The sequence below is a fragment of the Paenibacillus agricola genome (genome assembly GCF_011440305.1).
Lineage (GTDB): Bacteria > Bacillota > Bacilli > Paenibacillales > NBRC-103111 > Paenibacillus_S > Paenibacillus_S agricola.
Genome location: NZ_JAAOIW010000001.1, coordinates 680,245 through 700,248 on the forward strand (window position 1 = coordinate 680,245; position 20,004 = coordinate 700,248).

The window sequence follows — 20,004 nt, forward strand, 5'->3', positions numbered from 1 at the left end:
CTAGCTCCTTAGAACTTGAATGGTCTTAGGAATCTATTATATGATTTTTTTGTAAAAGTGGCTATTAAAATTATTAATGCTATCCCATATTTATTTCTTTTTATACGTATAACTAGGAGCGGACTTATCCTTTTGTAGCTTATTGACCTCATCAGTAACTTTATCGCCACCCGCAGCCTTCCACTTCGCAATCGTTTCATCGAACATTTTGCCGGCATCCACATTGGTGTCTAGCAGCACTTTGCTGTAGCCCTCGGTAAGAATTTGCGTTTGCTGCACGGAGGTTTCTGTGCGATAAGGGAAATCCACATTGGGTCGCAAGTAATCGAACATCGAATATTTCTCGTATTCATCGATTTTCTTAATCATGTACTGGGCGATATCCTTCGATACGAATTTCGTGTATTTCTCGGTATCCACGAACAGCCATTCCGGCTGAAGCAGCTCCAGACCTACGTTGGTGTTGTAAAGCTTATCCTTTTTATCATCCGCGAATGGCGTTTTGATCCCGTTCACCACGTTGTACGTTTTCCCTTCCACGCCATATTGGATATTGTCGAAGCCCTCTGTGATTTGGTATTCCAAATAACGCAATGCCGCTTCCGGGTTTTTCGACTTGGCGGAAATTTGGTTCGTCCGCGAAATTGGAATCGAAGGCATGGATAGACCCCACTTCTTGCCATTGTGCTCGATGGGATCGAGTATTTCTGCTTTCATCGTGGTTAGAATGGCAAGCTGCCTGTAATCGCCAAGCCCCGTCAATAGCACGCCGACCTGGCCTGATTTAAATTTATCAAATCCGATCGTTTTGCCTACCAAATAATCTTGGTCGAGCAGCCCATCCTGCCTCAATTGCCTTACAAATTTCAGCGCATCCAGTACTGCCGGCTGGGTAACACCATTTACCAGCTTATTCGGATCCTTCGCATCAGGAGCCCAAGCGGGATTGATCCCAAACAGCGGCAGCAAGGCATATATATTGGGCAGCTGGTTGTCTTTAAAGGCAAGGGGAATCGTATCCTGCTTGCCATTGCCATCCGGATCCTTATCGCGGAATGCTTTAAGCACCTCTACCAGCTCCGTTAAGGTTTTAGGCTCCTGCAGGCCTAATTTTTCAAGCCAATCCTTGCGGATCACAATGCCTGTGCCGCCTCGATCCCGCAGCCATGGAACTCCGTAAATTTTGCCGTCCACCGGATTTTTGAGCATATTCCAGATTGAATCGCTGAAGGAAGCCTTCAATTTCGGGAATTTGGGAAGTAAATCGTCAAGCGGCCTGAAGGCGCCCTGCGCAATAAGCGCATTATGCTCGGTATCGCCTGGGGAGAAAGTGTTCACAATATCCGGGATGTCCCCGCCAGCAAGCTTGACGTTAAGCGCTGTTTTATATTCCGTGTTGGGCGGCGTTTCGTAGGTAAGCTCGACATTCGCGCCCTTCTCTAGAAGCTTCTCCAGCTCCGAATCGGGGTAAAACACATGCCCGGGATAAAGCGGCTTCATTACGCTAATTTTGGCAGGTGCTGTGTTGGCTGGCGTTGTTGGCGGTGTTGGCGTAGCAGCTGGTGCTGTTGCGGGCGCAGCCGCAGGGGCTTTCGTTTCGGGTGCGGTGCAGCCATATAAAAGCGATGATGCCACCATTCCTGTAAGAAGGACGGGTAATGATTTACGTATACGTATCAATGATAAAACCTCCCTTTTCATATATGGTGCTTGTGTTGCTGTTCTACACGACTAATGGTAGCGCTTCAATTACTTTTTTATAATAAGACTCGATTAATGTTTCACCCTGCTGGTTTAAGTTTCAGCCTTTTACAGCCCCCATCACAATGCCCTTAACAAAGTGCTTTTGCAGGAAAGGATACACCAGCACGATCGGTAATGTCGCAAATATAATCGCAGCCGCTTGCACATTGGCAGGCTCCACCTTCATATTATCCGTTTCCGCCCCCGCCAGATTCGTAAAGTTACCATCAAATACAATAACCTTTAGCAGCACCTGCAACGGCCATTTTCGTGAATCGGTAATATAAAAGACGCCTTTGAAAAATTCATTCCAATGGGCAACGCCGTAAAATAAGCCGATCGTCGCAATCGCCGGCAGTGAAAGGGGGATGAGGATTTTCCAAATAAATGTAAATTCATTGCAGCCATCCATTTTCGAGGACTCTTCAATCTCCTCCGGCAAATCCATAAAGAAATTACGCATCAGGATCAGGTTAAAGGCACTGACCAGACCTGGAATAATCATCGCCCAGACGCTGTTGAGCAGCCCGAGATTTTTAATATTCAAGTAGCTGGGAATAATGCCCGCATTAAAGTTCATCACAATAATAATTAAGATCATAAAGAACTTGAGTCCGGGCAGGTTCCGCTTTGACAACGAAAAGGCAGCTGTAATCGTAAACACAAGGTTCAAAAATGTACCAACCACCGTAATAAATACGGTAATCATAAAGGCTCGAACCAGCGCAGAGGTGGAAAAAATATACTGATAGGCGCTAAGTGTAATGTCCTTCGGATACAGCATTATCGTCGAGCGATGGATTGCAACAGGATCACTGAAGGATACGGAAAATACGTGTAGCACCGGCAGCAGCGTGACCACACAGAAAAAGACCAATACCGTGTGAATAAGGATGTCTGTGAATAGATTTCGTTCTCTTTTGGGCATGGGTTGGGGTTCCTCCTGAGGGCTTTCCTGTGGAAAGCCTACTTCGTAAACATCATCTGGGCCTTCCTGTTGGAAAGCTGGTTTCTTGTGCAGGTTCCTTGTTATGCGGAGCGGAAGCAAACGGCCTACCAGATCGAGCGCTGGTCCAGCTTCCGCAGCAGCGTATTGGCGCTGACAATTAGCACAAAGCCGATCACACCCTTGAATAAGCCGACAGCCGTGGCGATACTAAATTGACCTTTCTCCAGCCCCATCCGGTATACGTAGGTATCGATAATATCCCCTACCTCGTATACCGTCGGATTCATCAGCACGAATACCTGCTCAAAGCCTGCATCCAGCATATGGCTTAAATTAATAATCAGCATCAGCGAAATCGTCGGCAGAATACCCGGCAGTGTCACATGCAGCATCTGCTGGAATCGGTCCGCTCCATCAACTCTTGCCGATGCATACAGCTCGGGTTTCACACCTGCTAATGCTGCCAAATAAATAATAGCTCCCCAGCCAAAATCCTTCATAATGCCTGTCACAACCAGCATCGGGCGAAAAAATTGCTGGTCCACAAGGAAGTTGATCGACGACATGCCGAAGGCTTTCAAAACCCCGTTAATGATCCCTGAGGGTGTCAGGAAGGTGACGACAATGCCGCCAAACACGACCCAGGATAAAAAATGCGGGAAATACGTGATCGTCTGCACCGACCGCTTAAAAAGGACAGACCGCACCTCATTGAGCAGCAAGGCAAAGATAATCGGAACGGGAAAACCGAAAATCAGTTTGTAAATATTAATCAACAGCGTATTCCTTAATAAACGGTAAAAATCGGGATTGTCCATCAGCCGTTCAAAATGCCTCATCCCTACCCATGGGCTATCTGCGATCCCCACAAATGGTGAAAAGTTTTTAAATGCGATGCTTAGCCCGTAGTAGGGCAAAATGCTGAATATAAAGAAATAGGCAATCGAGGGCAGCAGCAGCACATACAGCCATTTGAATTTTTTTACACGATTCCATCCTTTGTTCGTTCCCGACGATTGCTTCTGCCAGAGCAACGTCGCTTGCTGTTTGGACATGTTTTCCCTCCTTTAAGTTTTGCGTAGCAAGTTGGCTTCGTAAACTTTTTCCTTCTGTATTCATGTTACCTAAATTGCTGCCAATAAAAGATAGGGGCGAGTTAATATTTAACAGGGGTTTGTTAGGTTACTTCAGGGGATTTGAGAGCTTGGTTGCTTCCATTAGGCTGAACAGGCTGAACAAGCTGCACATTCATCAAAAAAGCCGTTACCTCTCATAACGAGATCGCAACGGCTTTGTCTATTTATTTTTCATACGTATGCTCATATCTGATCCAACTCATATAACCTTCGATATTTTTCGTGAAGTCTAAGGAGCTCTTCATGGGTGCCACGCATCGTAATTGAGCCCTTTTCCATAAAAAGCAACTCATCCATCTGTTCTATACCCAGTAAATGATGGGTGACCCAAATGATTGACTTTCCTTTCAGCACTCGAAATATGGTTTCCAGCAGCTTGGCTTCCGTGATCGGATCTAAGCCTGCGGTAGGCTCATCAAGTACAACAACGGGATGGTTTTGCAAAAGGACACGTGCCAGAGCGATGCGCTGACGTTCTCCACCTGAGAATCGGCGGCCTGTTTCCTCCATCCGGGTCTCATAACCGCCGGAAAGTGATTCGATCATCTCATGTAATCCCACCTGCTCGGCTACGGAACGGATTTCCTCTTGCGTAGCCTCGCTTCTTCCCAGCCTGATATTGTTCGCCACCGTTGTATCAAATAAATAAGGCCGCTGGTTCAATACCGAGAATACGCCCATACCTTCATGAACAGGAAGGGCATTGATGGTTACCTTGCCCGTCTTTGGATGAAGCTCGCCCAGAATCAAATGGAGCAGTGTAGTTTTGCCAGCGCCGCTCCGCCCGAGCACAGCTATTTTGCTGCCCTGTGGAATGTGCAAGGAGATATCCTTAACGGTACATTCACGTTCATTCGGATAATGAAAGCTTACCGACTCCAGCTTCAAATCAATGGAATCACTGGCTACCTGCTCCTGTTCTTTTTCCAGAGACTGGAGCGATGTTAGATGGGTTGAATCCGTCCCAGCATCGCCAATCTGATTGAGACGCTCAAGCGAATCCTGGTAATCCGGCATTCGAATAATCGCCTCTACTACGCGCAGGATCGCTTCCATTAATGGAAATGCAACTAGCCCCAGTGCCGCAATCCAGGTTGCATCAATCCTCCCTTGAGCAGCAAGCCTGCCTGCCCACACAACCAGCATAACGACTGCCCCTGCCGTCGCGCAGCGAGATAACCATTGAATACGCCATTCACTGCGGCGCAGCTTTTTTTCAAGCTGCGCCGCTGTAGCCTGCTGCTCCTGGAATTGTTCCAGCCATTTCTTAGTGCGGCCGCTCAGTATCCAATCGCCCATGCCAAAGATCGCATCCGTCAGCTCTTGATAACTATTTTTTTTCACTTGTTGGAATCGGCGTCTTTTCGAGCTGGATATCCACAAGGCTGCCGCAGGAGCGATAAACAGCCAAAATCCTCCATATAGTGCCATATAGCAGGCAAATAATGTATCCATTCTTCCAAGAAGGGTTATAGCGACCGCATAGACGAAAAGAGCAGAAATAGCGGGCAGGACGATACGCAGGTATACGTTTTGCAGCTGTTCGATGTCCTCCGCCAGCAGACCAAGCAAATCGCCGCTGCGGAAACGGCTGCGCAGCCGCAGCGCTTGAGGTTCAAGCAGCCTATACATACGGGCACGCATCGCAGCTAAGACCCGTAGAGAAGCATGGTGGCCCACCAAGCGTTCCACGTATTGAAAGATGGCTTTGCCGAAGCCGAATGCACGAACAAGCACGATTGGCACATAGACCATCAACACATTTTCCGGTCTTAGTGCTGAACGTGAAATCAAATACCCCGATGTATAGAGTAATGCGGCTGCACATAACACCGCTAATGTTCCAAGCATCGCCGCCCCCGCAAAATACCATCCATATGACTTCAAATATGCCGTGATCCAGCCCTTATTCATGACTTTCGTATCCTGCATGCGATCCACCTCCCCTACTGGCCACCAAGAGCTCGTAATAGACGCCCTTACGGGCAAGCAGTTCCTCATGTGTCCCTGTCTCCGCAAGCTGCCCTTCATGCATGACCCAAATACAATCCATATCCTTCATCCAATGCAAACGATGTGTAGCAAGAAATACCCGCTTATCCTGCCAGATCGAGCGAATGGTTTGCTTTAATTCCCACTCCGTTTCAATGTCAAGATGGGCTGTCGGCTCGTCTAGCAGCATAATAGGACGCTTACCCAGAAAAGAGCGGGCTAATGCAATTCGTTGGGACTGTCCGCCACTAAGTGGCCGGCCACCCTCTCCGATTTTTTCCAATATGCCAAGCGGCAGGCTGTCTACAAGCTCTCGGAGACCTACCGCATCGACCGCCTGCTCCACCTCGGCTTGGGTAGACTCCGGCTCGTAAAATCGGATATTATCCATAAGCGACAAACTGAACACATAGGGATGCTGTGGAATCAATGCGATTTGCTGCTGCCACTGTGTTTGGGTAGCCTCATCAATACGCTGGCCGCTTACCCTTACTTCACCGGCATCTAGCTCCATAAAACCTCCAAGCACGTCGAGAAGCGTGGATTTTCCTGCACCACTCGCACCGACAATGCCGATTCTTTTTTGATGGGGTTCCACACGTACATGTATATCCTTTAACCGCTGTTTTCCATCCTCGCCGATCACTTGGATATGTGACAAGTCCATCGTGCAGGAAGAGAGATTGGATACTTTCAACGAAGGTCCACTAAGCTCTAATGCCCGTTTCTCCGGCAAACGTTGTTCGCTATGGACGGTGCGGATGGTTTCCCAGGCTTCCTTTCCATCCAAGGACGCGTGGTAATCGGTACCCAGCATTCTTACCGGAAGAAAATACTCCGGTGCAAGCAGCAATACAGCAAGTGCTACCTCGTACCCGACGCCTCCATCGATCAGCCTTAGCCCTAAATTGACAGCTACGAATGCGATGGAAAGCATGCTGAAAATATCAAGAGAAAGAGATGATAGAAAAGCTACACGCAGCGTTCGCATCGTGGCTGCCCGATAGTGGTCGGCCACGCCCTCCACGGTTTTACCATGCGCACGGCTTCGCCCCAGAAAGCGCAGTGTTTCGAGCCCACGCAAGGATTCTACAAAATGTTGCGAAAGAATGCGGTACGATTGCCATTGTTTATCTGCCTGTTTACGTGCCGCCATACCGAGCAGTATAAAGAACCCGATTAGAACCGGCATCGCAGCGGTCAAGATCACCCCGGAGAGAACATCAAGCTTATACACGTATGCCAGTATGATGAAGGTAACCACCACCATATCCAGCATCCGGGGAATCGACAATTCGAGATAGGTGCGAAACCGGTCTACACCTTCCATTGCGAGCGTAACCAGCTTGCCGCTTCCAGTCTTGGCAGCAAATACAGGTCCGTTTTCGAATAATCGCTCAAGCAGTTTTTGCCTTGTGGACAAGGCTGTTGCTTCAGCAAATCGCCCGGCAATCTTGCGCTGCAACCAGACAAAACCATGCCTCGCCCCAAACACAAGTACAAACAGCGCTAGGAAACGATAAGCCAAATGAATAGGGTTTCCTTCAAATAACAAAGCTATGGCATGTGCCAACAGCAACGCCTGTGCAACAATCGATAAGCCTTGAAGAAGGGAGAGCACGGAAAGCAGCAGTATGACCGGGCGAAACCCCTTCAGATGAAACCAATTTTTGTCCATTAATACTCCAAATGGTCCTTCTCAGTGACCCGTTTGTGGAAGACAAAGTAACTCCACACCTGGTAAGCAAGTACAAAAGGCAGCAGCACTGCTGCGACTACCGTCATCACCTGTAGCGTATACGGACTCGAAGCCGCATTTTGCAGCGTTAAATTAAAAGCGCTATCGATCGAGCTCACCATCAGCCGTGGCGACAAACCAATAAACAGTGAAGAGAAGGTCAATACAATTAATGAACCTGTCATGGTGAATGCCCAGCCTTCCCTTCCCTTCCTCATAAAGTAACCAGCCAGAATGCAAACGATTGAGCCCAGTAAGGCAGATATAATTAAGAAAACTTGACGATGCTCGAACAGGTCCGTTGCAGCATAGGTCCAAATTGTAAATACAACAAGTAATCCCATTTGAACGGGCAACAGCTTTAAAGCCAATCGCCTGGCACGCATACGTATTTCCCCTACGGTTCGTAAGGAAATAAAGGTAAGGCCGTGCAATAAACAAAGGCCAACTACCGTTACTCCCCCCCAAATGGAGTACCCATTAACAATATCTGAGAAACCAGCGACCATCTCCATATCTGGTCCAATCGGTACGCCTTTCACCATACTGGCAAACAGCATGCCGAACAACAGAGGAGGCGCGCAGCTTCCGATAAAAATCCCTGTATCCCAAATGCCCCTCCATGCTTGCTTGTCAACTTTGCCGCGGAATTCAAATGCCACACCTCGAAAAATTAGCGCAAGTAAAATGAAGCTAAGTAGCACATAATAACCACTAAACATGGTCGCATACCAATGGGGAAAGGCTGCAAACATCGCTCCTGCTGCTGTAATTAACCAAACTTCATTAGCATCCCAGAACGGGCCGATCGTATTGATAAGAACCCGTCGCTCTCCATCCGTATGTGGCAGCAAGCGGGTTGCCATTCCCACGCCGAAATCAAAACCTTCCAGAAAGAAAAAACCAGTGAATAACACAGCGATCAGCACAAACCATACTTCATTTAACGGCATTATGCTCAGCTCCTTTATCGAATGGATCATGTATTTGGTGATCATGGTGCTCTTCATCTGGCCCTTTGCGAGCCACTCGGGCGAACAAAAAGACCGTAAGACCCAGTAGTATTAAATAAACGGATGAAAAAGAGATCACGGTAAACATCACCTGGCCGGTCGTGACACTTGGAGAAACGGAATCCTCCGTACGAAGCAGGCCAAATACTGTCCAAGGCTGGCGCCCTATTTCCGTCATAATCCATCCCGCCGTATTTCCAATGAATGGCAGGGAGATAGCGGCTACCATCAACCGCATATAAAGCTTATTAGGTTGCCCCATTTTCTTACGAATCATCAAGTAAGCCCCATACAAGCCCAGTAAAATCATCATACTACCGCTGGCAACCATAATGCGAAAGCTCCAGAATGTGGTCCGTACAGGTGGAATATAGTTGCCTGGTCCATAGGCCTGCTCATATTCAGCCTGCAAATCATTCATTCCGGGTACAGCTCCCGAGAATTTACTGTACGACAGGAAGCTTAGCATATAAGGAACCTTAAACTCATAGCCATTCTCTTTGGTTTGGGGATTGATCGTAGCGAATACCGTCCATGGGGCTGGATCCGCGCTTGTCTCCCACAGCCCTTCGCTAGCCGCCATTTTCATCGGTTGGGTTTCAACCAGATATTGCGCTTGTCCATGCCCAAACTGGGCAATGGCGAGCGAAGAAATCAAGGCTACAATGATACCGATTTTAAAGGATGAGATAAAAAATTCGGAATCTTGTTTGCGTAATATTTTCCAAGCGCTAATACCCGCTACCAGAAAAGCACCCGTTGCAAAAGCGGCAAATAACGTATGAGGGAATTCCCACAACAACTGGCCATTTGTAAGCAACGCCCATATATCCGTCATTTCGGCTCTGCCATTATTTATAGCATATCCAACCGGACGCTGCATAAACGAGTTGGCTGCCAGTATCCAAAGTGCCGACAGCATCGTGCCAATAGCCACGAGCCACATGCAGGCAAGATGCAATCCCTTGGATAGCCGATCCCAGCCAAATACCCATAACCCAATGAAGGTGGATTCCAGGAAAAAAGCCAAAAGCGCTTCGATGGCCAATGGGGCTCCAAAAACATCACCGACAAAGCGTGAAAAGGCAGACCAGTTCATCCCGAATTGGAATTCCTGTAAGATCCCTGTGACGATCCCAACAGCAAAATTGATTAATAGAAAGGTGCCCCAGAATTTGGCCATTTTTTTGTATATTTCTTTTTTCTTCACCACAAACAATGTCTCCATAATGGCCACAAGCAACGATAAACCAATGGAAATGGGTACGAAAATATAATGAAAAATGGTGGTAAGGGCAAATTGAAGACGGGCTAAATCAACGATATCCATAGTGCGATCCCTACTTTCTTTGTTATTTTGAACCCCATTCCGACTACGGTGAAAGGACCAGGATGCGGCTTGTGGTTACAACGTGAATATTTTCACATATTATGTGAAAATATTCACAATAATGTCATGACTGTTCCTTGTTCTTCACATATCCTGAGTCTGTGATGCCAATCCAACAATTAGGATTTGGTTTATAACACCTATTATACTAATAATATTGGCTAATCCAATACTCAAAAGGGCTATGATCGTGTCTGATTCGTGGCATGGTGTTGACAACTATGTGAAGTAAATCACAAGATTTATACTTCCACGCCTACAGACCCATAAATTCCAGAATAACTCTGCTTTCTGGCCTTAACGCAAAGAAAGGACTGCATACACCGTTGATGACCGTCTTGGTTTAGTTACATCCTGCACTTTTGTAAACTTAAAAATAAGCAAAAAAACCGCTAGCGGGAATCATCCCACAGACGGTTTTATTCAATAATAGGGAACACACAATTATTTTCCCATTGTTGTTCTTTATTTATTTCAAAACACCCTTTTCCTTCAAAAGCTTTGCAGCATGCTCCAGATAAGCATCATTCTTAAAGGTCGAGTTCAACGTGCCCAAGAATTGGTCGTATTCCGTTAACGGGCGTTTGCCGTGGATAAACTTAATGATCTCGTCTTTGGTGAAGCGATCCATATCGTTTTTGTTAAAGCCGGCTGGGTAGTTATAAATATAGCCGTTCAAAATTTTAATGCGTGGCTGCTCATTCGTGAACTTAAGCTCCTTCTCTACATAAGGGAAGCGAGTGGATAGGTACTCCAATTCCTTACGTCCAGCCATTTGGTATAGGGAGAAGTAGCCGCCCTCTGTGTCCATCAGCTCGGTAGGTTCAACCTTGCCGCCGTTGAGCTTATAATGCCGTCCTTCCACACCGTAGGAAACCAAATTCAAGCCTTCAGGGCTTGCCATATAGTTGAAGACATCCAATATTTTTTGCAGCTTGGCCGGATCCTTCTCGACGGCTTTGGAGATGACGAAATATTGAGGGGCTTTACCATAATCATAGGAAGCATCAAATTGTCCGCCTGGTCCTGTTGGGGAAGCCATTTGCACCCACTGGGCATTCGGATTCACACTTTTCCATTTCAGCTCGCTATCTTTTCTAAGAAAGCTCTGCCAGCCCGTATAAATAATACCCGCTTTGCCTTGATACGCTTTTTCGAGAGCAAGCCCGTTTTTATTCGTTATATATTCCATATCTACGCCACCTGAATCAATCAGATCTTTAATATACGTGAGCGCATCCTTCATAGCAGGGTCAAACATCGCATCGGTCAGCTTGCCATTTTTCAAATACAGATTGCCTGGACTGCCTACGCCAAAGGAGCCAAATAACGGAGCAAACGTATCGAACTCAAAGCCTGTCAGGCCAATCGTATCCTTTTTGCCATTCCCATCGGGATCCTGCTCAACAAATGCTTTGGCTACCGTCTTGAATTCTTCGAGTGTCGTTGGCGCTTTCATTCCAAGCTTATCCAGCCAATCCTTGCGGATCAGAAACGTATTAAATGGAAGGTTGGCATCACGCCCAATCGCAAATTGCTTGCCGCCAATTACGCCCCGCTCAAAATCCTCCTTGCCTTGGAAATCAAGCACAGGCTTTAGCTTCTCCACATAAGGGGTCAAATCAAGCAGCAGCCCTTTGTCGGCAAAGCTTTTGATTTCTCCAGGCTCCAGCTCGAACACATCCGGATAATTCCCCGCAGCCAGCCTTACATTGATTTGGTTTTTGTAATCCGTTCCGCCAATCATTACCAGGTTGAAATCGACATTAAGCTTTTTATCAATACCTTGCTTCACCAAATCTTCTTCCGGCTTTGGCAAATTGCCTCCAGGACGTGCCACTTCAATTTTCACTGGTTTTTCCGGTGTTTTGACTGTCGCTGTTTCTTTTGCTTTGTTCGCATCGGTACCTGCCGTAGTGGCTCCCCCCGAGCAGCCTGCCAATAATCCCCCTGTAACAAGCATGGATATAACCATTGTAAATTTTCGATTCATTCGAACTCCCTCTTTCTATTTATATTTATCCTTTGATAGCGCCAATAATAATCCCTTTGGAAAAATGCTTTTGGATAAACGGGTAAAACACGATAATCGGTAAAGAGGCATAAACGACGGCTGCCATCTGTAAGGTCATTGTGGGTATGGTCTCATCCACACTTTCCACTTGGCTGTGCGCCTTCATCAACATATTGCGGATTACGACTTGTAAAGGCTGAATTTCTGGCTTCGTCACATACATGATCGCCTGATAAAATTCGTTCCAATGGCCCACCAAATAAAACAAGCCTAAGGTAAACATAACCGGCACTGATAACGGAATCACAATTTTGAGGAGCAGGCCGTATTCGGATGATCCGTCCATTCTTGCAGACTCCATAATTTCTTCCGGTAAATTTTCGAAAAAGCTTTTCATAATTAATACATTAAAGCTCCATATTGCATTTGGAATGATCATTGACCAAACCGAATCCAGCAGCCCCGTATCTTTGACAATCAAATAGGTAGGAATGATCCCTCCACTGAATAACAAGGTCAACACGACCATCATGAGCACAATATTACGTCCAGGCAAGCCTTTACGGCTTAGCGGAAAAGCCATTAATGTTGTTAGCACGAGGTTAATTGCGGTTCCGACAATGGTGATAAAAAGCGTAACATTAAAGGCGCTTAGAATATAAGGCTGATTAAATAATTCTCGATACGCTGCAAAAGTAACCGATCTTGGGATCACAATAAACCCACCATTGCGCAATAGCTCTGTGTAAGGTGTAATGGATACGGATACAACGTAAAGCATCGGAAACAGGGCTGCCACCGATACCAACGTAAGCGTGACATACATCAGAACATTAAATAATTGGTCGGATCTCCAGTTTACCAAATGCCCTCACCCCACTTCTTCGCCAACTGATTGGATAGGAGGACCAGTACAAGCCCAATTAAAGATTTGAATAATCCCACAGCAGCGGCAAGACTGAAATTCAACTGCTCAAGCCCTGTTCGGAACACCCAGGTATCCAAAATATCCGATACCTCGTAAACGCTAATATTATACAACAAGTACACCTGCTCGAATCCAGCGTCAAGGATATGGCCCAGCTTTAGGATGACCATCATCACAATGACGTTGCGTATGCCTGGTAATGTAATATGCCAGATCATCCGAAACTTATTGGCTCCATCTACTTTGGCAGCTTCATACAGCGCAGGGTTAATGCCCGCCATTGATGCCAAATAGATGATCGCTCCCCAGCCAAGATCCTTCCATAGGTCTGACCCTACAAGTACGCTTCGGAACCAATCCACCGAAGACATAAACGCGATTGGCTGCATACCTGCGCCTACGATCCAGCTATTGATGAGGCCTGAGCTAGGCGACAGGAACGCAATCAAAATCCCGTAAATAATGACCCACGATAAGAAATGGGGCATGTAGCTAAGCGTCTGCACCACATTGCGAAACCAGATGACCCTGCATTCAAACAGGAAAATCGCGAGCACAATATGCGGTACGATACCTGCAACCATTTTGTAAACGCTTAACAAAAAGGTGTTCTCCAGCAGCTGCCAAAAGTAAGGCGACTGATAAAACTCCTGGAAGTGCCCATACCAAGGATCGTTCCAAGGGCTGGCGACAATCCCATCCAAAATGCTGAAATTTTTGAAAGCAATGATCAACCCATACATCGGAAAATACTTGTAAACAATGTAATAAATGACCCCCGGCAGCAGCATCGTGTAGTAAGCAAAATACTTATTCCATTTGTGTCTATTGAGCAGCATTCAAGTTTGGGACCTCCTCCAAGTTTTGCGTTGTTGACTACTTAAGTTTATCAAGTCGCCGGATGCAACTCTATACATAAATACCGTGATTTTCTCCTCTATTTCCGTTAGATCGCCCCATACCAAAAAGAAGCCGAGCCTATGCCCCCGCTTCCTTCTCGATCCTCTGTGGTAAAGGCGAAGGCAGCCGAAGCTCTACCCCTTGCCCTTTTGCCCATCCACTTACAATGGGTCTCGCTTCGTCGTATAAGGTATATGCACACTCAGCACCGTACCTGTATGAATACCGTTTGCCCTCAGCCCGTAGGGCTTTCCGAAATACAAAAATAACCGATGGTTAACGTTGTAAACGCCAAGCCCGTCCGCTTGGTTCAAGTCAGTATCATCCGAATGACCCTCCAACAGCTTTTGAAAAAACCGTTTGTTAATGCCGACTCCATTATTACGGATATAAATGCGCACACCCTTCCTATGACGGAACGCCCGGATCGTAATGATGCCATGCTGGCGGGTAGGAACAATGCCATGAAAAATCGCATTCTCGACAAGTGGTTGCAGCGTTAAGCGGGGCATCAGCACATGGGCCACGCTTGGATCAATTTCCAATTTCAGGGTGAAGCGGTTGCCATACCTCACATTTTGGATTTGCGTAAACATTTCAATCCCTTGAATTTCTTCGGCAAGTGTCGTCAGCGGCGATTCTTTACCCATCGTAATACTTAATAAACCTACCAGCGAGTTGATCGTCTCCTGAACCTGGTCGTTTTTGTTCTGGTAGGCCAGGCTGGCTATGCAGGCAAGCGTGTTATATAAAAAATGTGGCCCGATTTGGTTTTGTAGCATGCGGATTTCATAGCTTCTTTTTTTCACTTCCATCTCGACAATATCTTTGCTCAGTATGCTGATCCGAGCCATCAAGGAATTGTAGCTTCTGGCCAAATCACCTATTTCATCGCCCCTCGACACACTTAAATAGGAAGGGACATCAATATCCTGAACGCGATCCATCTTTTTGGCCAAAGTAATAATTGGATAGGAAAAGGTTCTGCTAATCATAAGCGCACCTACAATAAGGATGATCACCAAGAGCAAGGCTGCCCTGCCATAAGTAGCATACAATTCACCAATATTTCCGTAAAAATAGCCCTTGTCCAATACAGAAACCAAGCTCCAGCCCAATCGGTTCATGTTCGACTTGATGGCAATTAATTGTTTATTACTGGCCGCAAGCTCGCTGGTTCCTGTCGGCAGCCCAGATAACTGGGCGGTCAAATCTCCTGGAAGCTCGGGAGGATAAGACGGGTATGGCAATAATTTGCTGTAGGGATTGCCCACCACAAGGCGCCCACCCGCTGAGAGGATCATAAAGGTTTGGAAGTCATTACTGCTCAGTGTAGCTAGCCGCGAAGAAAATTCCTTTAAATTAATTTCGATCACGATGATACTTTTTTGTGAGCTGCCCACTGGACGGACAAAAGCTACGGTATGCTGGGATAATGGCGACCAATAGGGCTCACTCCAATTGATTCCGCCATAATTGCCTTCGGCGAGCTCAAATACATTGGGTAGCTCCCCATAGCCGAGAATGTCGTAATAAAGCGGGGCATTGCTCAGCATCGTTCCGTCTTCCTTAACCAGCAGGATGGTACTAATGATCGAATTATTCCTATCCGCATATTCCTGCAACGCTTTTTCGGTATAGGCGGGGTCAAGATTATCGAGAATATCCGTTCTGGACGCCAGCTGCAAAATAACATGTTGGACATTTTCCAGGTAAGCATCCAAATAATCATTCGTACGGCTGATGATAACCTCGGAATCCCGGATAGTTTGGCTGCGAAACAGCTGCTCCGATTGCACTAAGGTACTTCCAGCAAGAACACCGAATACAAGCAGTCCCCCTAAGAACAGGAAAATAAAATGTTTGGTTGCGAGCCTCATACGATATATACGTCCGAGCATGATGTTACCCCCGCTTATAATCAGATGGTGAGAGGCCGGTGAATTTACGGAATAATGGAGCAAAATAACGATAGCTTGGGAAGCCTACCATTTCGGATACCGTGTATACTTTCAAATTCGTCGTTTGCAAAAGCTCAATCGCTTTCTCGATCCGGCAGCGGGTCAAATATTCCTTGAAGGTCATCCCCAGCTCTTCATGGAACAGCCTGCCAAAATAATCACCGCTCAGCCCAACCTCCTCAGCAATCGCCGATAAGGTTACTGGCTCGCCTAACCGCTGTTGAATCATTTCCTTGGCTCTGCGTATTTCGGTTCTCACAAAATCTCCGCGTTTATCCTCCATCCAATAAATCATATTCGAGATCAGCTCATCCATCGTTGCGGATTGGTCGATCCGTGTGGCTAGCTGATTATGGTCCTGGGCGATATCCTTGGAGCCTGAATTCCATTCCTGCAGCTCCGATTTGAGGAACATCCGTATCCCTGCCGGATGTACCCGATGCTTTAGCATCCACGCATTAAAGTCATTCCTTATGTATTCGTTAAAGCTCGATATATCGGTTAAGCTGCGGCGAAAGCCTGTGCGTAATTCGAACTCCAGCTTGCCATCCATCACCTGCATCGGCACAGGCTTACCCATAAATACGGAATAATCCTCATTAAAAAAACAATAATCGACCCAATAAAAGGTTTCGCGAAACACTTCACGGTATTCGCTGTAGCTATGTACTTCGCTGCTTATAATGGCATAGACGGCAGCTTCATGGAATAAATAGGGCATGCTCGTTGCCAAGGATGCCCGAATATGGCTTAACATATGGTTTGCAGCAGCTGTAAGCTCATCCAACGTTTGGGCATGTGGAAACCAAACCAGATAATCGCCCAAGTTAATGGAAAACCAGAACCAATAGCAGGGGCCTGCTGGTTTATTTTTCTTTTGCAGCACATTCAGCACTTCTTGGAGCTGCTGGTCAACGACCATTTCGTCCTCACGCTTGACGCGGGTGATGAGGCGAATAAAACGAAATGGAAGCTCAGGCAGACGCTCTGGCTGCAGTAATTCCTTTAACAGCTCCTGTGATTGCTCTTGCGGCTGTGGCTGGGAATGCCCTAGCATTTGGCGAAACATCTGGGATTTATGCTTGCGCAGCTCTCCCCGCTCATATTCCTTCTGTGAAAAACGGTTCTGAATCCAGGCTCTCGCTTTATCGATCGTTTGCGCCAGTTCCTCCTGTCGCAAGGTGACCTTCATTAAGTAATCTACGGCACCCATCTTTAAGGCTTGGTGGACATAGTTAAAATCATCAAAGCTCGTTATGAGTACAACAGGAATCTCAGGGTATTCCTGTGAAATTTGTTTTAATAAATCAAGACCGGTCATGACCGGCATTTTAATATCAGTGAACACAATATCAGGCAGCAGGCTGGCACATAAATCAAGCGCTTCCTCACCATTCTCTGCTTCTCCGACGACTTCGGCACCACAAGCCAACCAATCAAACATCTGCAGCCTTTGCCTAATAGGAAGCTCGTCATCCACAATAATGATCCTCAGCAAGTTTTTAGCCACGCCCTTGGATCCCCCATATTCACCCACCTTAAGCCCCCTCCTTCTTTCTCCAGTTAGACCCTTTATCCATAGAATGTCTTATACCCTTCCAGGATCGACATTAGAAATATGCCTACAGCATACCACAACCCTCTATAAATGCCATTCAGTAATTTCTGTATCCATATGCCAATAATGTAGCATATCCGATGTCAACCTCGTCATGTTTCCAAATAAAAAAACCTCCGATCCCTGTCTCGGGTCGAAGGTTGCAGCCTATGGAAAAGCACATTTTTATTTATCGAATTGGGGAATCAGATTTGCCATCTCGATGGCGATAGCCGCCGCGTCCCAGCCTTTGTTGCCAGCTTTCGTACCGGCACGCTCGACAGCTTGCTCGATGGAGTCGGTCGTCAATACGCCGAAGACGGTAGGAACGCCAGTCTTGAGCGAAATAGCCGCTACACCCTTGGACACTTCGCTGCAAACATAATCAAAATGCGGCGTAGATCCGCGAATGACCGCACCAAGCGTAATCACGGCGTCGAATCGGCCGCTCTCTGCCATCTTCTGAGCGATTAGCGGAATTTCGAATGCGCCTGGCACCCAAGCGACGCTAACTTCATCATCGGCCACACCATGGCGCTTGAGGGCATCAAGCGCCCCGCTGAGCAGCTTAGAGGAGATAAATTCGTTAAATCGACCGACAACAATACCGTACTTTTTACCTTCCGAAATCAGATTGCCTTCATAATAGTGTACCATGAGATGATCCTCCTTATGATATATTTGTATCGACTTTATCCGCGAATTGAAGTAGATGTCCGAGCTTTTCCTGTTTCGTGTGTAAATATTTGCTGTTCACTTCGTTCTCTTGCATCTGGAGCGGCAGCCGCTCCTCAATATATAAACCATACCCTTCTAAACCCGCAATTTTCCTAGGATTATTCGTTAACAATCGAATCGAGCGAGCACCCAAGTCTTTTAATATTTGCGCGCCTATCCCGTATTCCCTGAGATCGGGAGCAAATCCCAGCTTAAGATTCGCGTCAACCGTATCCAATCCCTGCTCCTGCAGCTGATAAGCTTTCAATTTATTAATAAGCCCAATCCCGCGACCCTCTTGTCTCATATAAAGGAGCACCCCGGAGCCGTTCGCCTCAATTGCCCGCAGCGCAGCGGCCAGCTGCATTCTGCAATCGCACCGTTGCGAATGGAATACATCGCCCGTCAGGCATTCCGAGTGGACACGTACAAGCACCGGCTGCTCCGGATCAATCTCGCCCTTGACGAATGCAACATGCTCTTTGCCATCCACCTCATTCGTATAAGCGATAGCGCGGAATGTGCCGAAATCTGTCGGCATCTTCACCTCTACCTCGCGGTGGACAAGCTTTTCCTTCGCGTTACGGTACCGAATCAGCTCTTTAATAGTGATCAGCTTTAAATCAAACTGATCGGCGATTTTGCGCAAATCCGGCACTCGAGCCATCTCGCCATCCTCTTTAATAACCTCGCAAATGACTGCGGCTGGATAACTCCCACACATGAGAGCCAAGTCGATAGACGCTTCTGTATGGCCGGCACGGCGCAGCACACCGCCTTTCTTGGCAATAAGCGGGAACATATGCCCAGGGCGGCGGAAATCGCCTGGCCTAGAGCTGGAATCAATCAACGCTTGAACCGTTTGAGAGCGCTCGTGCGTAGAAATGCCTGTCGTTGTCCCCACATAATCGACGGAAATCGTGAACGCGGTTTTGTGATAATCGGTGTTATGTGGAACCATCGGCTGTAAATCGAGCTCTAGCGCCCGTTCCTCGGTAATGGGCACACAGACAAGCCCCCGACCCTCTTTAATCATAAAATTAATGACCTCTGGCTTCGCTTTCTCCGCAAGTGCAATGAAATCTCCTTCATTCTCCCGATTTTCGTCATCGACCACAATGACCGGCTTGCCCAATTTCAAATCATGTATGGCTTCCTCTATGCTATCGAACATCGACCGAGTCGCCATCAACTTCCCCTCCGTTTCCGTTCCAATCATGCTGTTATAGAAACCCGTTTTCTTTTAAAAAGGCCTCCGATAAACGTGATCCGCTGCTGCGCTTTACGGGTCTCGATCCCGTTTCATCCATAGCGTTCCATGACAGCAAGTGCTCTACATATTTTCCTATAACATCCGTTTCCAAATTAACCGAGTCTCCTGGCCTCTTATACTGCAGCGCCGTATCAGCAAGCGTATGCGGAATAATGGAAACGCGGAAACACAGCCCCTCAGTATCGACTACAGTTAATGAGATGCCATCAATCGCGACAGAGCCCTTCGGGATCATATACCGAAATAAGCTTGGATCTTGGGGTTCAACCGTAAAGTAAACAGCATTAACCTGCACTTCTCTATTCCTGATAAATCCGATTCCGTCTACATGGCCCTGAACAATATGCCCGCCAAATCGGGCCGTCGCCTGCATGGCGCGTTCCAAATTCACACGTTCGCCGGGGACGAGTCGATTCAATGTCGTCCGGCGGAACGTTTCCGGCGTTACATCCATCGAGACCGTATGAGTATCAAACCGAATGACGGTTAAGCATGCACCGTTTACCGAAATGCTGTCCCCAAGACAGACACCTTCCAAAACACGCTTAGCACGAATCGTAAGCACCAGCGACTCGCCTTGCCTGTTTATAGTTTGCAACGATCCGACTTCTTCAACCAGTCCAGTAAACATATGGAACCTTTCCACCTCGCTT

15 protein-coding genes are annotated in these 20,004 nt (G+C 47.1%); all 15 read right to left on the reverse strand.

Annotation, left to right across the window (positions count from 1 at the left end):
- Positions 1-90 precede the first annotated feature (90 nt).
- The 15 genes from G9U52_RS03370 to ribE all read right to left on the reverse strand — a co-directional run bounded on the left by G9U52_RS03370 (position 91) and on the right by ribE (position 19,982).
- Positions 91-1,680, reverse strand: a complete 1,590-nt coding sequence (locus G9U52_RS03370) for an extracellular solute-binding protein (protein ID WP_166146120.1) — start codon at positions 1,678-1,680, stop codon at positions 91-93.
- A gap of 121 nt (positions 1,681-1,801) precedes the next feature.
- On the reverse strand, positions 1,802-2,671 hold the full coding sequence (locus G9U52_RS03375; protein WP_166146123.1) for a carbohydrate ABC transporter permease: 870 nt from the start codon (positions 2,669-2,671) through the stop codon (positions 1,802-1,804).
- A 125-nt stretch (positions 2,672-2,796) separates the two neighbouring features.
- On the reverse strand, positions 2,797-3,747 hold the full coding sequence (locus tag G9U52_RS03380; RefSeq protein WP_166146126.1) for an ABC transporter permease: 951 nt from the start codon (positions 3,745-3,747) through the stop codon (positions 2,797-2,799).
- A 264-nt stretch (positions 3,748-4,011) separates the two neighbouring features.
- Positions 4,012-5,760 carry a thiol reductant ABC exporter subunit CydC gene (cydC, locus tag G9U52_RS03385; protein ID WP_166146129.1) on the reverse strand — a complete coding sequence of 583 codons (1,749 nt, stop codon included), beginning with the start codon at positions 5,758-5,760 and terminating at the stop codon, positions 4,012-4,014.
- Positions 5,735-7,498, reverse strand: coding sequence for a thiol reductant ABC exporter subunit CydD (gene cydD, locus G9U52_RS03390; protein WP_166146132.1), 1,764 nt, complete (start codon positions 7,496-7,498; stop codon positions 5,735-5,737). Before cydD ends, cydC begins: the two co-directional genes overlap by 26 nt.
- Entirely contained in the window at positions 7,498-8,511 is a 1,014-nt protein-coding gene (gene cydB, locus G9U52_RS03395; protein WP_166146135.1) for a cytochrome d ubiquinol oxidase subunit II, read from the reverse strand. Before cydB ends, cydD begins: the two co-directional genes overlap by 1 nt.
- Positions 8,498-9,901 carry a cytochrome ubiquinol oxidase subunit I gene (locus G9U52_RS03400; protein WP_166146138.1) on the reverse strand — a complete coding sequence of 468 codons (1,404 nt, stop codon included), beginning with the start codon at positions 9,899-9,901 and terminating at the stop codon, positions 8,498-8,500. The genes cydB and G9U52_RS03400 overlap by 14 nt, the downstream gene beginning before the upstream one ends.
- A 529-nt stretch (positions 9,902-10,430) precedes the next feature.
- Complete coding sequence (locus tag G9U52_RS03405; protein WP_166146141.1) at positions 10,431-11,954, reverse strand: extracellular solute-binding protein; 1,524 nt, start codon at positions 11,952-11,954, stop codon at positions 10,431-10,433.
- Between the two features lie 25 nt (positions 11,955-11,979).
- Positions 11,980-12,840 (reverse strand): carbohydrate ABC transporter permease, encoded by an 861-nt coding sequence (locus G9U52_RS03410; protein ID WP_375790216.1) that lies wholly within the window; start codon positions 12,838-12,840, stop codon positions 11,980-11,982.
- On the reverse strand, positions 12,834-13,742 hold the full coding sequence (locus tag G9U52_RS03415) for an ABC transporter permease (RefSeq protein WP_166146144.1): 909 nt from the start codon (positions 13,740-13,742) through the stop codon (positions 12,834-12,836). Before G9U52_RS03415 ends, G9U52_RS03410 begins: the two co-directional genes overlap by 7 nt.
- 222 nt (positions 13,743-13,964) lie before the next feature.
- On the reverse strand, positions 13,965-15,704 hold the full coding sequence (locus G9U52_RS03420) for a cache domain-containing sensor histidine kinase (RefSeq protein WP_166146147.1): 1,740 nt from the start codon (positions 15,702-15,704) through the stop codon (positions 13,965-13,967).
- A gap of 4 nt (positions 15,705-15,708) precedes the next feature.
- Positions 15,709-17,301, reverse strand: a complete 1,593-nt coding sequence (locus G9U52_RS03425; RefSeq protein WP_166146150.1) for a response regulator transcription factor — start codon at positions 17,299-17,301, stop codon at positions 15,709-15,711.
- Positions 17,302-17,547: 246 nt separating this feature from the next.
- Positions 17,548-18,018, reverse strand: a complete 471-nt coding sequence (gene ribH / locus G9U52_RS03430; RefSeq protein ID WP_166146153.1) for a 6,7-dimethyl-8-ribityllumazine synthase — start codon at positions 18,016-18,018, stop codon at positions 17,548-17,550.
- 13 nt (positions 18,019-18,031) lie between these two features.
- Entirely contained in the window at positions 18,032-19,297 is a 1,266-nt protein-coding gene (locus tag G9U52_RS03435) for a bifunctional 3,4-dihydroxy-2-butanone-4-phosphate synthase/GTP cyclohydrolase II (RefSeq protein ID WP_279538534.1), read from the reverse strand.
- A 4-nt stretch (positions 19,298-19,301) separates the two neighbouring features.
- Complete coding sequence (gene ribE, locus G9U52_RS03440; RefSeq protein WP_166146156.1) at positions 19,302-19,982, reverse strand: riboflavin synthase; 681 nt, start codon at positions 19,980-19,982, stop codon at positions 19,302-19,304.
- Positions 19,983-20,004 lie beyond the last annotated feature (22 nt).

What these genes read in the sequence shown, in the direction of transcription:
- G9U52_RS03420 (WP_166146147.1), bottom strand. Translation starts at nt 15,704, where the DNA reads ATGCTCGGACGTATATATCGTATGAGGCTCGCAACCAAACATTTTATT.
- G9U52_RS03415 (WP_166146144.1), bottom strand. Translation starts at nt 13,742, where the DNA reads ATGCTGCTCAATAGACACAAATGGAATAAGTATTTTGCTTACTACACG.
- G9U52_RS03380 (WP_166146126.1), bottom strand. Translation starts at nt 3,747, where the DNA reads ATGTCCAAACAGCAAGCGACGTTGCTCTGGCAGAAGCAATCGTCGGGA.
- ribH (WP_166146153.1), bottom strand. Translation starts at nt 18,018, where the DNA reads ATGGTACACTATTATGAAGGCAATCTGATTTCGGAAGGTAAAAAGTAC.
- cydC (WP_166146129.1), bottom strand. Translation starts at nt 5,760, where the DNA reads ATGCAGGATACGAAAGTCATGAATAAGGGCTGGATCACGGCATATTTG.
- G9U52_RS03375 (WP_166146123.1), bottom strand. Translation starts at nt 2,671, where the DNA reads ATGCCCAAAAGAGAACGAAATCTATTCACAGACATCCTTATTCACACG.
- G9U52_RS03405 (WP_166146141.1), bottom strand. Translation starts at nt 11,954, where the DNA reads ATGAATCGAAAATTTACAATGGTTATATCCATGCTTGTTACAGGGGGA.
- G9U52_RS03435 (WP_279538534.1), bottom strand. Translation starts at nt 19,297, where the DNA reads ATGATTGGAACGGAAACGGAGGGGAAGTTGATGGCGACTCGGTCGATG.
- cydD (WP_166146132.1), bottom strand. Translation starts at nt 7,498, where the DNA reads ATGGACAAAAATTGGTTTCATCTGAAGGGGTTTCGCCCGGTCATACTG.
- cydB (WP_166146135.1), bottom strand. Translation starts at nt 8,511, where the DNA reads ATGCCGTTAAATGAAGTATGGTTTGTGCTGATCGCTGTGTTATTCACT.
- ribE (WP_166146156.1), bottom strand. Translation starts at nt 19,982, where the DNA reads ATGTTTACTGGACTGGTTGAAGAAGTCGGATCGTTGCAAACTATAAAC.
- G9U52_RS03400 (WP_166146138.1), bottom strand. Translation starts at nt 9,901, where the DNA reads ATGGATATCGTTGATTTAGCCCGTCTTCAATTTGCCCTTACCACCATT.